We start from the raw sequence: 14278 nt of genomic DNA, 5'->3' as shown, positions 1-14278 counted from the left end.
GCACAAGCACAAGATACTCAAGCACACCCTCAACCTCGGCCTGCCCGACCAATTCGTCGAACAGGGCACGCGCGAGGAACTGCTAACCCTCTGCGGCCTCGACAAGGAAGGGATTTTGGGGCAAATTCGAGGGTTCTTGGGCCAGTAGTTGACAGGTCGAATTGCTATGGGCGCGTTCGATGCGGTTTCCTACGTGGCAGGTGAGGGGTTGCTTATATGTGGGTAAAGTTGTTGGCACTGCATTTAACATTGAGCCTAAAGAAGCGCAACGTATCGGCGAATTAATTGTATTGTTAACGATGGTAGGCACAATAATCATCATTACAGTCATGTATTCATGAAGAATTTATCTAAACATCGATGCCCTAAACTTTATTTCAAACATTCGTTCAATTTATCGTCATTTTAAGATTGAGTTAAACCTTTTATGGATAGACTACGAAACAAAATCCGCGATATTCCCGACTTCCCAAAACCTGGGATTATCTTTAAGGACATCACTCCTCTTGTAAAAGACCCTGCTGCTTTGCGACTGTCAGTTCATCAACTGTTGCAGCCATTTTTGGGTAGGGAAATTACCGCCGTTGCCGGTATGGAAGCGCGCGGATTCATTTTTGGTTCCTTGGTCGCATGGGAGCTTGGCCTACCTTTTGTACCATTAAGGAAACCAGGGAAATTGCCTTATGATGTCCAAAGCGTCGCTTATGATTTGGAATACGGCTCAGCAACGTTGGAAGTCCATATCGACGCATTCGATGCCGATGATCGCGTGTTATTGATAGACGATTTACTTGCGACAGGGGGTACGGCAAAAGCCAGTTGTGAATTGGTTGAAAAGACTGGGGCAAAGGTCGAGGCCTGCGCCTTTGTCGTGGAGTTGGATTTTCTAAAAGGCAGGGATAAGCTTAGCAACTATGAAATCCATACCTTGATCAAATTTTAACAGGGCATTCCTACCTTTCCTGAAGGCAATTATTGTTTCTTTGTATCGCGCAACATTTTGCCAGTTGGAACCTTTTCTGTATCAGGCAAATCAGGCGGGAGAATTTTTAAGGTATTTTTGTTAGCCAGATTTTTGGCTTCTGAATTATTTGTTGTGCTGGGTAGGGGGGAATTTTTTTCTCCAGCGGTTGTGCTGCTATTGATGCCGGTTTTTTGATTGCTGCCGGGCGAATCAACATCGATATCAAGTAAGTCATCAGAAGTCGAATCAGCTTTGCCGTCAGTCGCTAAATGGTTACGCCATTGTAAGAAAGATTCCCGCGTGAATACATAAGGGTCCAGTGCGGCTTCATCAATAAATTTTAATGCGCCTTCTGCGTTAGCCCTGGAATTAATCAGGGATATTGCCTGTATCGGGGCCCCTACATAGTTAACAGGGTTTGCTGCCGTATCGAACACCGCACCTGGAATACCGCGAGTTGTTATTGGGCCTAACAGTGGCAAGACAATATAAGTGCCTTGAGGAACGCCCCAGACAGCAAGCGTTTGTTCAAAATCTTCATCATTTTGTTCTAGGCCGACGGTTTTTGCCACATCAAACAATCCAGCCATACCTAAAGTGGTGTTCATCAATAGCCGACCTGTATCGCGACCACCTTGTTCAAACTTTGCTTGCAATACGTCGTTAAGGACGACATTAACTGTTTTTAAGTTATTAAAAAAATTGGACACCCCTGTTTCCATAAAGTCGGGCGTTATGGCTTTGTAAGCGTCTGCGATAGGTTTTGCGACATAGTCGTCTACTTTATCGTTGAAGCTATAAACTTTTCTGTTATAGTTTTCGTAGGGGTCAACTTTATTTGCGGCAGTGTTTTGTGTTGTCGCGCAACCGCCAAGCCCAAGAATCAGCCAAAATCCAATCCAAGCGAAGTTGTGTCTGGCATGATATTGCCGTAAAAAATTAACAAACCTGTTCATGTGCTAAAACCTAATGCGTTACTGTTTTGAGTAATTATCAATCTTCTCGTTGATTTTCGCAATTAAAGCATCAAATCCTTCGCGTTGCAAAATGCTGGTGTACTCTGACCGTTTCAAGGCCAGGTCGCTAACGCCGTTGGCAATAATGTTGATGATGCGCCAATTGTCACCATTTTGTTTGAGCATATAGTCAAATTTTACGGGCTTGTCGTCAGGTATGTTCAATATGGTATGGATAACGATGCCACCCCTTGTGGTTTCTTCTTCGTTGTCGAAGGTGAATGTTTCGCCAGAATAATCCTTAAAATTATGGGCATAGGAAGCGATACTGAGCTTACTGAACACTTCAGACAATTGTTGCTGTTGCGGCTCGGGCAATTTTTCCCATTCCTTGCCGACGACGATGCGGGCGATTTTTCCTAGATCATGGCTGTTGGTGACTGACTCTTTTAGTTTGTCATAGCGTCCTGAATAACCCAATTTTTTGCCATTTTTCATGACATCAATCAGTTCTTCCTGAAATTTATCTACAACTTGCCTTGCTTTTGAATTGGCTTGATCCAGTGCAAAGGCATCGCTTAGACCTCCCATGCACAGACAACACAGCATGAACAAAGTTAAGAATTTTTTAGCCATTATTTTAAGCCTCGTGATTTCAGCGCTTCATGTTTTTATAGGGACTTTTTATTCAACACGGATTGGGATGCCTGCAAAAACCGGCAATGGTTTTTCATCTACGTACTGAGGAATTGGCTCAGGAACCATATCGCCTTCGGTTCTTGGCCCCCTGATTGAAGTCAGCAACCCTTTTAACGGATGTTTCAGCATATCTTCAACTGCGGTTGCTTCATAACCGCAATGTGCCATGCAACTAGCACATTTGGGATTATTGACCGTGCCGTATTTTCCCCAGGCCGTGGTATCAATGAGTTCTTTGAAGCTATTGGCGTAACCTTCGTCAGACAGCAAATAGCAGGGCTTTTGCCAGCCGAATACATTGCGCGTTGGGTTACCCCAAGGTGTACAGTCGTAGCTTTGGTTACCCGCCAAAAAATCCAGGTATAAGGAAGAATGGTTAAGTTTCCAATTACGTTTTTTGCCAATCTTAAAGATACCACGGAACAATTCCTTAACGGCAGTGCCTTTGATAAAGACATCCTGTCTTGGTGCATGTTCATAGCTGAAACCGGGTGCTATGGTTACGCCTTCTACACCCAACTCCATACAGTAATCTAGGAATTCTGCAACTTCGTGGGCTTTTTCGCCTTGGAACAGCGTGCAGTTGACGGTAACTCTAAAGCCTTTGCCCAAGGCCAATTTAATGGCTTCGACAGCGCGGTCAAAAACGCCGTCTTGGCAAACAGAAGCGTCGTGCCGGTCTTGCATGCCATCTAAATGTATCGAAAATGTCAGGTAAGGTGACGGCTTATAGTCGTCAATTCTTTTCTTGAGCAACAGCGCATTGGTGCAAAGGTAGACAAACTTTTTACGAGCGATTATTCCAGCTACGATTTGCGGCATTTCCTTATGGATCAACGGTTCGCCGCCAGGTATGGAAACCATAGGTGCGCCGCATTCATCAACCGCTTGCATACATTCCTCGAAGGACAATCGCTTGTCGAGGATTTCATCGGGATAGTCGATTTTGCCGCAACCTGCACACGCCAGGTTACATCGAAAAAGGGGTTCGAGCATGAGAACTAAAGGGTATTTTTTGACCCCTGTCAGTTTTTGTTTCATTAGGTAACTGGCTACAGTTAACTGTTGACGTAAAGGAACTCCCATGACCTATCTCCTGTTGTGTTCAAATCTATTAAAATTAATGTAATAACCAAGCCCATTGCTTGGGATTATGCAAAAAATCAGCTATCTGTCGCTCAAAAACAACAATGCGACCCGCACGTAAGAATTTAGTTCCCGTCGCTAATCCCATGCCTGATTAAATCGAGGAAATTATCTGGCAGAGGTGTCGGAATACGCTATTTGACCGGTTGTTTGGTCAATTGGAGTATAAAGCGCTCACTGGGCGATTCATCCTCGCTTCGCTTGGGTCACAGGGTTCTTGAGGAAGCTTATGCAACAAATTGCAACACTAATTCTTACTTCTGAAATAATTATATCACACAATAATAGCAGTATTGGCAACAAAACAACATTATTTTGCAAATTACCAACAAAACGACTATCATGACGGCTAACTAAAATCTAGCCTGATTCAGCACGGCAATAAATTCATGCGTGGACTCCAGTTATCCCTCGACAATATAGCGGCACTTGATGCAATGGCTGACGACCCGTTCCAAATGGTGTTGTTGGAAGGCGTGTCTAGGACATTCGCCCTAACCATTCCTCAGTTGCCGGAAAGCCTTTGTAGGGCGGTGGCGAATGCTTATTTGTTATGTCGGATTGTAGATACCATAGAAGACGAGGTTTCGCTTACACCGGGGCAGAAAAAGCAATTTTGCCACGGTTTTATTGAGGTTGTTAAAACGGGCCTGCATTCGGACTCTTTTGCCTTAGAGCTTGCCCCCTTGTTGTCCAGCAATACGCTACCGGCTGAACACGTTTTGATTCACGTCATTCCTAGGGTGATCCGCATTACGCACCAGTTTGATAAGGAACAAATAGCGGCGTTGTCGACTTGTGTAGAAGTGATGGCAGAAGGAATGCCTATCTTCCAGGCCGATAACATGAACGGCGGCTTGTCGACACTTGCTGATATGGATCGCTACTGTTACTACGTGGCGGGTTGTGTGGGAGAGATGTTGACTCGGCTGTTTTGTCATTATTCGCCTGAAATTGCCCAACACCAGGATGAAATGGTTAAGCTGGGCGTTTCTTTTGGTCAGGGCTTGCAAATGACCAATATCCTGAAAGATATATGGGATGATGCCGAACGCGGTGTCTGTTGGTTACCACAGGACATTTTTTCTGAAACGGGATTTGATTTAAAAAACCTGAATACGAAAACAAATGACGCAAATTTCAGGACGGGCTTGCAGCATCTAATCAGTGTGGCCCATACGCATCTACACAATGCGTTGCGATATACCCAACTTATCCCTAGCCATGAAACAGGTATTAGAAACTTCTGCCTTTGGGCATTGGGTATGGCGGTTTTKACCTTGAAAAAAATCAAACAGAACTTAGGCTTTACTTGTTCAGATGAGGTCAAGATTACACGAAACAGTGTCAAATCAACGATCATCGCCACTAAGCTGCTAGGACGAAGCAACTATTTATTAAATAGCCTGTTCAATTTTGTGGGTCAAGATTTACATGACCCAAATTGGACTTATTCACCATATTAAAGCTACGTTAGATATTTAAGGGGACTGATAATGTTTACCGATGCACAAACAGATACGCAAACGCAAAATCTCGGCAGCGCAGCAACGCCGATAGTATTTAGGGATGGCCAACTCGAGGCGGCCATCAATAAGGCCCAAGACAAGCTGCTGAGCTTACAGGATAAGCGTGGCTATTGGGTGTTCGACCTGGAAGCCGATTGCACCATCCCATCTGAATACATCATGATGATGCATTACTTGGATGAAATCGACGAGCCGCTTCAAGCTAAGATTGCGGTGTACCTGCGCTCAAGGCAATCCAAAGATGGCAGCTATCCCTTGTTTACCCACGGGCCTGGCGACATCAGTTGCAGTGTCAAAGTCTATTACGCCTTAAAAATGGCGGGAGACTCAGTCGATGCGCCGCACATGACGAGCTTAAGGGATTGGATACTGCAACAAGGCGGGGCGGCAAAAGCCAATGTGTTTACGCGTATCGCGTTAGCTATTTTCAAGCAACTGCCTTGGCGTGGCGTGCCGTTTATTCCGCCAGAAATCATGTTGTTTCCCAAATGGTTTCCGTTCCATCTGGATAAGGTAAGTTATTGGTCAAGGACGGTAATGGTGCCGTTGTTTATTCTGTGCTCTTTAAAAGCGACGGCAAAAAATCCAAATAAGATTGATGTTTTGGAGCTTTTTGTTACCCATCCTGATGAAGAGCGACATTATTTTCCTGAGCGAACCCTTTTGAATAAAATCTTTTTAGGGTTAGATAAGTTTGGTCGATGGGCTGAGCCTTTTATCCCGACTCAAATTCATGACCGCGCTATCGAAAAAGCCAAAGACTGGATTGTCGAACGCTTGAATGGCGAAGATGGCTTAGGTTGTATTTTCCCTGCCATGGTCAATTCTTATGAGTCCCTGTTATTGTTGGGTTATCCTAAAGACCATGAATATATCGTAACTGCGCGTAAGGCAATTGATAAATTGCTGGTCATCACTGACGACATGGCTTTTTGCCAACCTTGTGTTTCTCCGGTTTGGGATACTGCGCTCACTGCACTAGCCTTGCAAGAAGTTGACAAACAAGCCAACGCATCGAGCCTAACCAAAGCCTACGATTGGTTAAAAAGCGTACAGTTGTCTGACGAACCTGGCGATTGGCGAGTGTCCCGTCCACATCTGGCTGGCGGTGGCTGGGCATTCCAATACGCCAACCCGCATTACCCCGATGTTGACGATACCGCTGTTGTCGCGTTTGCCATGGCTGACTCAAACTTGCCTAACCTGGACGAATCCATCCATAGGGCTACGCGATGGATAGAAGGGATGCAATCCAAAAATGGCGGATATGGCGCGTTTGATGTCGACAATACCTATTATTACCTGAATGAAATTCCGTTTGCCGATCATGGGGCATTGCTTGATCCGCCGACAGCCGATGTCAGCGCACGGTGTGCGATGTTGATGGCAAAAGCGGGTAAGGAATCAGGAATGTATCAAGCTGCCTTGGAGCGTAGCATTAATTATTTGCGATCGGAACAGGAAAAGGACGGTTCGTGGTTTGGACGTTGGGGGACCAATTACATTTACGGTACGTGGTCGGTATTGCTCGGTTTGGAGCAAACTAACCTGCCTAAAACAGATGTGCTGTACCTGAATGCCGTCAAATACTTAAAAGCCAAGCAACGGGAAGACGGGGGTTGGGGCGAAGATAATTACAGTTTCCACGATGTCAGCTACAGCGGCAAATACCATTTCAGTACCGCTTTCCAAACCGCCTGGGCGGTGTTGGGTTTAATGGCTGCAGGTGAAGCCCGCAGTGCGGAAGTTAAGGCGGGCATTGATTTTATCTTACGCAACCAACAAGCCGACGGTGTGTGGAATGACCCTTGCTTTACTGCGCCAGGTTTCCCCAGGGTTTTTTACCTGAAATACCACGGATATGACAAGTTCTTTCCGCTTTGGGCGCTCGCCCGATACCGTAACGAACTCGATAAGCAGTGATTACGGGTATCGTTGTCGCATTGCCGGAAGAAGCCGTTACCCTGACCGCAAAAAAAATTGCTAAAGGGTGTGTTGAGAAAATCAGCGATAACATTCTAGTCATCTACTCAGGTGCAGGTGGCAAAAATGCACGAACTGCTGCTGAATTATTGGTAAGGCAGGGTGCAAGCCAACTAATTAGCTGGGGGTGTGCGGCAGCTTTGGATGCTGGATTTAAGCCTGGGGATTTGGTGCTGGCTAGGAGTTGCATCGATGCCGATCAAGTGGCGGTTAATTTCGAAAACGAGGATTGGCTGGTACACGCAAAGGATCGGCTCAACACGCACGCAAGGCTGCGTATCTATTCGGGCAAACTGGCGGAAAGTAAAAGCATAGTGGTATCCAGGGGGGATAAAGCGCGGCTTGCCCAGGCAACCGGCGCGATTGCTGTGGATATGGAGAGCGTCGCTATAGCCAAGGCAGCACTAAGCCATGGCTTGCCGTTCCTATCCATACGGGCAATCGCCGATCCCCTCAACATGGATTTACCCAAAGCTGTCAGCTATGCACTAAACGATCAAGGCGATGTCGTGATGGGTAGGCTATTAACTTATTTACTGTGGCATCCTACCGAATTGCCGAGCCTAATCAGGCTGGGCTTGTGTTTTAATGCCGCCCAAAAAACCTTAAGACAAATTGCTAAGCAGCTTGATGTTCTGACAACGCCTCACCTCAAAGCGCAAATAAAGTCAATCTAACAAAAACCACGTATGACCACGCATCACACAACATTCCTTGATACTTTCCTGCACTGGTGTGAACGACAGGTCATACGTTTTCCATGGACATTGCTGATAGTCTCCCTTTTGTTGTGTGGAGCTATTTCTTATCATGTTTACAATCATCTCGGCATAAACACCAATACGGCTGAAATGCTGTCCCCCGACTTGCCGTTCCAGCAAAATCAACGGCGGATTGATAAGGCATTTCCGCAAGATGCGGCAACTTTGATCCTGATCGTTGAAGCAGGGACTCCGGAAGAAACCACGATTGCAGCCAGTCAATTGCAACAGCAACTTGGCAAGCTAACAGACCGCTTTGGCTCGGTGTATATTCCAACCGATAACAGTTTTTTCAGGCAACAGGCCTTACTTTACCTGGAACAAGCGGATCTTGATACCTTGGCTAAAAAACTCACAGACGCACAACCGTTTATTGGTCACCTAGCGCAAAATTATCATCTTGCCGGTTTGTTTGAAATCATCAGCCTTGCCCTAAACAAGCGTGATGAAAACTTGCCGATGGATTTAAATCCATTGCTGTTGGCGATTGACGGCAATATCAACCATCAGCTTATGGGTAAATCAAAGCGCTTATCCTGGCAAAGTTTGTTGGCGGAAGACAAGTTGAATACCGATGCTAACCGTACTTTAGTTATTGCTAAACCGAAATTGGATTTTAGTGAAATCCTGCCTGCCGATGCCGCTCAAACTTCGGCTCGGGAAGCCGTGAAGGCGATTATGACCGAAAACCAGTCAGTTAAAGTCCGAATCACGGGCGAGACTGCCTTAGAGCATGAAGAACTGGAAAGTGTCACGACCGGCGCCCAACTGGCGGGTATTCTTTCGTTAGTATTGGTGTTTGTAGTGCAATGGATAGGCTTGCGGTCACTAAAGTTATTGTCAATAACCTACATCGTGTTAATTATGGGTTTGATAGTAACCGCCGGATTTGCCGCTATCACTGTGGGTCATTTGAATGTCATATCCATTGCTTTTGCCACCTTGTATATCGGCTTGGGTGTCGATTATGCCGTGCATATTTGCCTGTATTACCGCGAACGTAGAGTGCGTGGTTACACTAACGACCAAGCCATCCACCATAGTATGAGTGGCGTTGGATCGTCATTGTTTTTATGTGCATTGACGACGGCATTGGGGTTTTTGTCGTTTATCCCTACCGATTATGCGGGAGTGTCGGAATTGGGCATCATTTCCGGTGGCGGCATTTTCATCGGGCTATTCATTTCGGTAACGGTGCTGCCGGCCTTGTTCTGCGTATTGCCCGTCAACAATCCCAAGCCGATCCATTCCGCATTCGCGCCGAAATTTATTGTTACCTTGCCGTTTCACTATTCAACGCCCATCCGCATTGTGTCCGTGTTATTAGGGATAGGAGCTTGCGTCGTGTTGACTAACCTGTCGTTTGATTCGAACCCCGTTAATTTACGCGACCCGAACAGCGAATCGGTGTCTTCCTTCAAGGAATTGCTGAAATCCAAAAACGATTCACCATTTGCATTGGTAACATTGGCGAATAATTTGGATGAATCCAAGGCGATTGCTGCCAAGATGGTTCAGTTACCGACTGTTCATGAGGCGGTAACCCTTGCTGATTTCGTGGCTAAAGACCAGGATGAAAAACTTGCAACCATTGAAGACCTGAGCCTGATTTTGGGTAACCAATTAGAAAACTTTGGCAAAACGTTGCCTGAGAACAGCAATCAAAAGCAGGCGCTTGTAACATTCAGCGATGAACTTAAAAAAGCCATTGCCGAAAATTCTCCCAATGCACCATTGGTAACTTTACAACAACTCCAACAACGTATTGAAGCCTTTATCAAACAGGCCGACAGTTCTGCCAACCCAGGGGCAAGTTATAGCCTACTCGAAAACAACATGCTGGGTTTATTGCCATACACACTTGAGCGTTTGAAAACCAGCTTGACAGCCACAGCATTTGGAATTGACGACATACCCGATTACATCCGTTCGCATTGGTTAAGCGTGAATGGCCTATACAAAATCTTGATTACGCCCAAACAAGACCTCAACAATCCCAAAAATCAAAAAGCATTTGTCGCCGATGCACAAAAAGTCGATAACAAGGTTTCTGGCTTACCTGTTGCCAATCAGGCTAGCGGCGACGCGGTGGTCAAAGCCTTCATCCAGGCTTTTGGTAGTGCATTTATAGCCATTGTGTTGGTCCTGTTGGTGATTTACAGGAGTTTCAAACAGACGGCATTGGTCATTATGCCTCTTGTGTTGGCTGCGTTGCTGACGGGCGCGACGAACGTATTGCTTAATAACCAATTCAATTTCGCCAATATTATTGCCCTACCATTGCTGCTTGGGCTGGGGATTGATAGCAGTATCTTGATTATGCATCGGCTACATTTTAATGTGCAAGAAAATGAAAACCTTCTACAAAGCAGTACGACACGCGGCATAATTTTCAGCTCTATCACTACCTTGTGCAGTTTTTCGAGCCTGTCGTTCACCTCACATCAAGGTATGGCCAGCATGGGCTTATTGTTGTCTATCGGCCTTTTTTTTACGGTGGTTTGTTCGCTAATTGTATTGCCCGCTTTTAGTGGAAAGCGGGTTTGATTGTTACACGACGATTTTTACTGACTAACATTTTGAGGTAACGAATGACTTTCAGCATCGCCGAACTTTTTACGGCACATAATCCTAATAAGTTCGACCTTTACGAACAGTATTTGAACAACCAAATGGTCAGGGTATTGAAGACTATTGGTTATGACCGCCATTACAAGAGAGCGGTCGGGCAATATCTCTACGACCAGGATGGTAGTGAGTACCTTGATTTGCTCAGTGGTTTTGGGGTTTTTGCCCTAGGCCGTAATCATCCGACCATAGCCCATGCCTTAAAAGAGGTGTTGTCTTTGGAATTGCCCAATCTTGTGCAACTGGATGTTTCGGTGTTAAGCGGTTTGCTGGCGCAAGAATTGTTGAAGACTACACCCGATAACATCAATAAGGTGTTCTTCTGCAATTCCGGCACAGAAGCCGTAGAAGCCGCCATCAAGTTCGCCCGCTTTACCACCAAGCGCGAAAAAATTGTGTTCTGTGAGCACGGATATCATGGCTTGACGATGGGTGCCTTATCGTTAAACGGGGAGGAAATCTTCCGTGAAGGTTTCGGGCCGTTGATTCCAGGCTGTAGCCCGGTGCCATTCAATGATATTGCCGCCTTGGAGAAAGCCTTAAGCAATAAGGATGTCGCGGCTTTTGTGGTTGAGCCTATCCAGGGTAAAGGCGTCAATCTGCCGGATGACAACTACCTGCCGGAAGTGGAAAAGCTTTGTAAAAAATACGGCACTTTATTCGTTGCCGATGAAGTGCAAACCGGGCTGGGGCGCACGGGCAAGTTTTGGGCTATCGACCATTGGGGTATCAAGCCCGACATGATCTGTATGGCGAAGGCCTTGTCGGGCGGACATGTGCCCGTAGGCGCGGTCGCGATGACCCAGAAAATTATGGATACGGTTTATAACCGCATGGACAGGGCGGTGGTGCATGGTTCGACCTTTGCCAAAAACAACCTGGCAATGGCGGCAGGGCTTGCAACTTTGCATGTGTTGAAAGAAGAAAACCTGATTGAAACCAGTGCAGCAATGGGGAATGAAATTATCGCCAGTATTAATGCCATGTCTGAGAAGTACGAGTTCCTGATGGAAGCCAGAGGAAAAGGCATGATGATTGCAATTGAATTCCAGTCGCCCAAAAGCCTCAAGCTGAAAGCGGCCTGGGCGATGTTGGAAGCGGCAAACAAAGGCTTGTTCTGCCAGATGGTGACTATTCCCTTGTTCAAAGAACACCGCATACTGACCCAAGTCGCGGGTCATGGCATGAACGTGGTTAAGTTGTTACCGCCGTTAATGCTCAATCAGAAAGACCGTGACCATATTGTTAATTCATTTGATAAGGTGATTTCTGAAACTCATCAAATCCCTGGTTCTATCTGGGATTTGGGCAAAAATCTCGCCAGCCATGCCTTGAAAGGGAAGAGTAAGTGATATGAAACGAATTGTAGAAATAATGTGTTTGATGCTTTCTTTAATTTACGCCAGTAACCTGTATGCTCATGCCGTTGTGACCGATCATTCGCTAAAGATTGCACAACCCAAAGCCAACCAGGCCAAAAAAATCGAATTGACCTTTAATTCAAAAATTGAATTGGGTTTGTCGCAGGTTTTTCTGGTCAGCAAAGGTGATGTGCACACTTTACTGCCTATAGGCAAAGGCGACAAACAGGGCAATGTCAGGGTTGACTTGCCGCCTTTACCCCCTGGTGAGTACGCGCTTAGGTACAAAATATTTGCGGCTGACGGTCATTTGACCGAAGACGTTATCCATTTTTCTGTAACCCCATAGGAAGTTTTATTATGGCTGGCATTGCTGATTTTCTCGATTCCCTCATTGGTGGCTTAGACCTGATTTGTTTTTGTTTGGCGATTGGAGGCCTGTTTTGGGGTGTCTTAATATTACGTCCGTGGCATCAGGAAAATGGCTACAACAATGAATTGTTAGACAAAACGATAGCCCTCATTTACAAGGGAGCATTTTGGCTGGCAGCCGCGCAATTGTTTAAGGTTATCCTTAAAATCTGGCTCATGACTGCCTTGTTGGACAAATGGCCATTCCCTGAATTTGCCGGTACCACACAATTTATCGGCGGTATCATAAGGACTTTATTGACATTGGTGTTGGCGGGGTACTGCTATCTTTACCTTCGCAATCACCCTTATTCAAAAGGCCATTGGCGTACGGCTAACGTAGTGGCCATACCCATGATTGTTTCTGGGGCGTGGCTGGTTCATGGGGCAGGGCGATTTGAGAATCAGTTCTTTCTCATGACATTTACTGCGCTGCACCAAGTGGCGGCGGCTATTTGGATCGGCAGCATTTTTCAACTCGTCAACCTGTGGATTTTACGCAGTGAACAAAAAATTCCTCACACCTTATGGCCGCAGTTGTTACGAAAATTTTCGCCCTACGGTATGGTCGCAGTGGCGGCCATATTGGCTTCGGGCTTACCGATTGCCTTGCAGTACATCGACACTTGGAACGGTTTGGTGGGTACGGGTTACGGTAATTTGCTGACGGTCAAGTTTATCTTATTGTCAATGGCATTAGGTTATGCTTGGTTGAATAGGTCTGCCGTGTTTACTTATGGCAGTATGGGCAATGATTACGCTTTAACTCGCCGTGTGCCTTATTATATTGAAGCCGAGACTTTTGTATTGGTGACATTGTTGTTTACTGCCGCCAGTTTGGCGTCGCAACCCCCCGCTATCGATATTCCGAGTTTAACGGCTACTTGGCAGGAGGTGCTTAATACCTTTAACCCACAAGTGCCGCTTACCCAATCGCCAACGCATACGGACTTGCTTGCTGGCGAAGCGGGACGGGTGGCGATAGTCGGGCAGGTGCCATCGGTTGCGGCAACCGAATGGTCAAACTATAACCATAATATCTCCGGTATTTTTCTTACCACCATGAGTTTCTTTGCGATGTTGTCGTATGTGAAGCAATTAAACGCACTAAAAGCTGTCAATAAGTATTTGAGCTTCACCCAATACTGGCCTATGGGTTTTGTGTTATTGGGTATATTTTTATTTTTTCGCAGCGATGCGGAAACCTGGCCTTTAGGCCCTATCGGGTTCTGGGAAAGCACGTTCAACAATGGTGAGGTTTTGCAGCATCGTATTGCGACATTGCTGGTGTTTACCTTGGGAGTCATTGAATTACGTGCACGATTGAGCCAAAATGCCAGCCAGTCCTTAATCTATGCCTTTCCTGTGTTGTCTGCTTTTGGTGGATTAATGTTGCTCACGCATTCCCATATTGGATTTCAACCCAAAAGTGCTTTTCTTATTCAAGTAGGCCATACGGCGATGGGGGTTTTTTCGCTCATACTGGCTTGCGGACGTTGGCTGGAATTAAAGCTCGATAGCCCCGGCAAGGAGATTGCCGGGTTTGTTTCTGTCGCAGCCCTCTTTATCATTGGCCTTATCCTGATGTTCTATCGCGAGCCACTTTACTGACATGAACAACCAAACCAAACCTCCATTATTAAGCGGTATAAACTTTCCTTCCGATGTCAGGAAGCTAAAGAAAGCGCAGCTAAAGGTCTTGTCGAAGGAGCTGCGAGACTACCTGACGCAGACCGTGAGCATCTCGGGCGGTCATTTCTCGGCGGGCTTGGGGACGGTCGAGCTGACCGTCGCCCTGCATTACGTCTTCAACACCCCCGAAGACCAACTGGTCTGGGAC

At 46.1% G+C, this 14278-nt stretch carries 13 protein-coding genes; 10 read left to right on the top strand and 3 right to left on the bottom strand.

What is annotated here, in order from left to right:
- Positions 1 to 179: 179 nt before the first annotated feature.
- On the top strand, positions 180 to 341 hold the full coding sequence (locus MGMO_RS20105) for a hypothetical protein (protein ID WP_161808514.1): 162 nt from the start codon (positions 180 to 182) through the stop codon (positions 339 to 341).
- Positions 342 to 427: 86 nt separating this feature from the next.
- Positions 428 to 943 (top strand): adenine phosphoribosyltransferase, encoded by a 516-nt coding sequence (locus MGMO_RS16865; RefSeq protein WP_023496280.1) that lies wholly within the window; start codon positions 428 to 430, stop codon positions 941 to 943.
- 29 nt (positions 944 to 972) lie between these two features.
- On the opposite strand, the gene MGMO_RS16860 is transcribed toward MGMO_RS16865, so the two are convergent.
- The 3 genes from MGMO_RS16860 to hpnH form a co-directional block, all read right to left on the bottom strand.
- Positions 973 to 1920, bottom strand: coding sequence for an MlaA family lipoprotein (locus MGMO_RS16860; protein WP_023496279.1), 948 nt, complete (start codon positions 1918 to 1920; stop codon positions 973 to 975).
- Between the two features lie 18 nt (positions 1921 to 1938).
- The gene (locus tag MGMO_RS16855; RefSeq protein ID WP_407656542.1) at positions 1939 to 2511 is read right to left on the bottom strand and encodes an ABC transporter substrate-binding protein; all 573 of its coding nucleotides are present in this window, start codon (positions 2509 to 2511) and stop codon (positions 1939 to 1941) included.
- Positions 2512 to 2604: 93 nt separating this feature from the next.
- Entirely contained in the window at positions 2605 to 3705 is a 1101-nt protein-coding gene (hpnH, locus tag MGMO_RS16850; protein ID WP_023496277.1) for an adenosyl-hopene transferase HpnH, read from the bottom strand.
- Positions 3706 to 4154: 449 nt separating this feature from the next.
- Between hpnH and MGMO_RS16845 the strand changes: the two genes are divergently transcribed.
- The 8 genes from MGMO_RS16845 to MGMO_RS16810 all read left to right on the top strand — a co-directional run.
- The gene (locus MGMO_RS16845; RefSeq protein WP_023496276.1) at positions 4155 to 5231 is read left to right on the top strand and encodes a phytoene/squalene synthase family protein; all 1077 of its coding nucleotides are present in this window, start codon (positions 4155 to 4157) and stop codon (positions 5229 to 5231) included.
- Between the two features lie 30 nt (positions 5232 to 5261).
- Entirely contained in the window at positions 5262 to 7217 is a 1956-nt protein-coding gene (shc, locus tag MGMO_RS16840) for a squalene--hopene cyclase (RefSeq protein WP_023496275.1), read from the top strand.
- The gene (locus MGMO_RS16835; protein ID WP_023496274.1) at positions 7214 to 7954 is read left to right on the top strand and encodes a phosphorylase family protein; all 741 of its coding nucleotides are present in this window, start codon (positions 7214 to 7216) and stop codon (positions 7952 to 7954) included. The genes shc and MGMO_RS16835 overlap by 4 nt, the downstream gene beginning before the upstream one ends.
- Before the next feature lie 12 nt (positions 7955 to 7966).
- Positions 7967 to 10585, top strand: coding sequence for an MMPL family transporter (locus MGMO_RS16830; protein ID WP_023496273.1), 2619 nt, complete (start codon positions 7967 to 7969; stop codon positions 10583 to 10585).
- A gap of 44 nt (positions 10586 to 10629) precedes the next feature.
- Positions 10630 to 12018, top strand: coding sequence for an aspartate aminotransferase family protein (locus tag MGMO_RS16825; RefSeq protein WP_023496272.1), 1389 nt, complete (start codon positions 10630 to 10632; stop codon positions 12016 to 12018).
- A 1-nt stretch (position 12019) separates the two neighbouring features.
- Positions 12020 to 12376, top strand: coding sequence for a copper resistance CopC family protein (locus MGMO_RS16820; protein WP_023496271.1), 357 nt, complete (start codon positions 12020 to 12022; stop codon positions 12374 to 12376).
- An 11-nt stretch (positions 12377 to 12387) separates the two neighbouring features.
- A complete protein-coding gene (locus MGMO_RS16815) occupies positions 12388 to 14049 on the top strand; it encodes a copper resistance D family protein (RefSeq protein WP_023496270.1) in 1662 nt (553 codons plus the stop codon).
- A 1-nt stretch (position 14050) separates the two neighbouring features.
- Positions 14051 to 14278, top strand: a 228-nt coding sequence (locus MGMO_RS16810; protein ID WP_036308505.1) for a 1-deoxy-D-xylulose-5-phosphate synthase N-terminal domain-containing protein, incomplete at its 3' end; no start/stop codon positions are given.

The sequence above is a fragment of the Methyloglobulus morosus KoM1 genome (assembly GCF_000496735.2).
Lineage (GTDB): Bacteria > Pseudomonadota > Gammaproteobacteria > Methylococcales > Methylomonadaceae > Methyloglobulus > Methyloglobulus morosus.
This window is presented reverse-complemented; position numbering and strand designations above follow the sequence as displayed.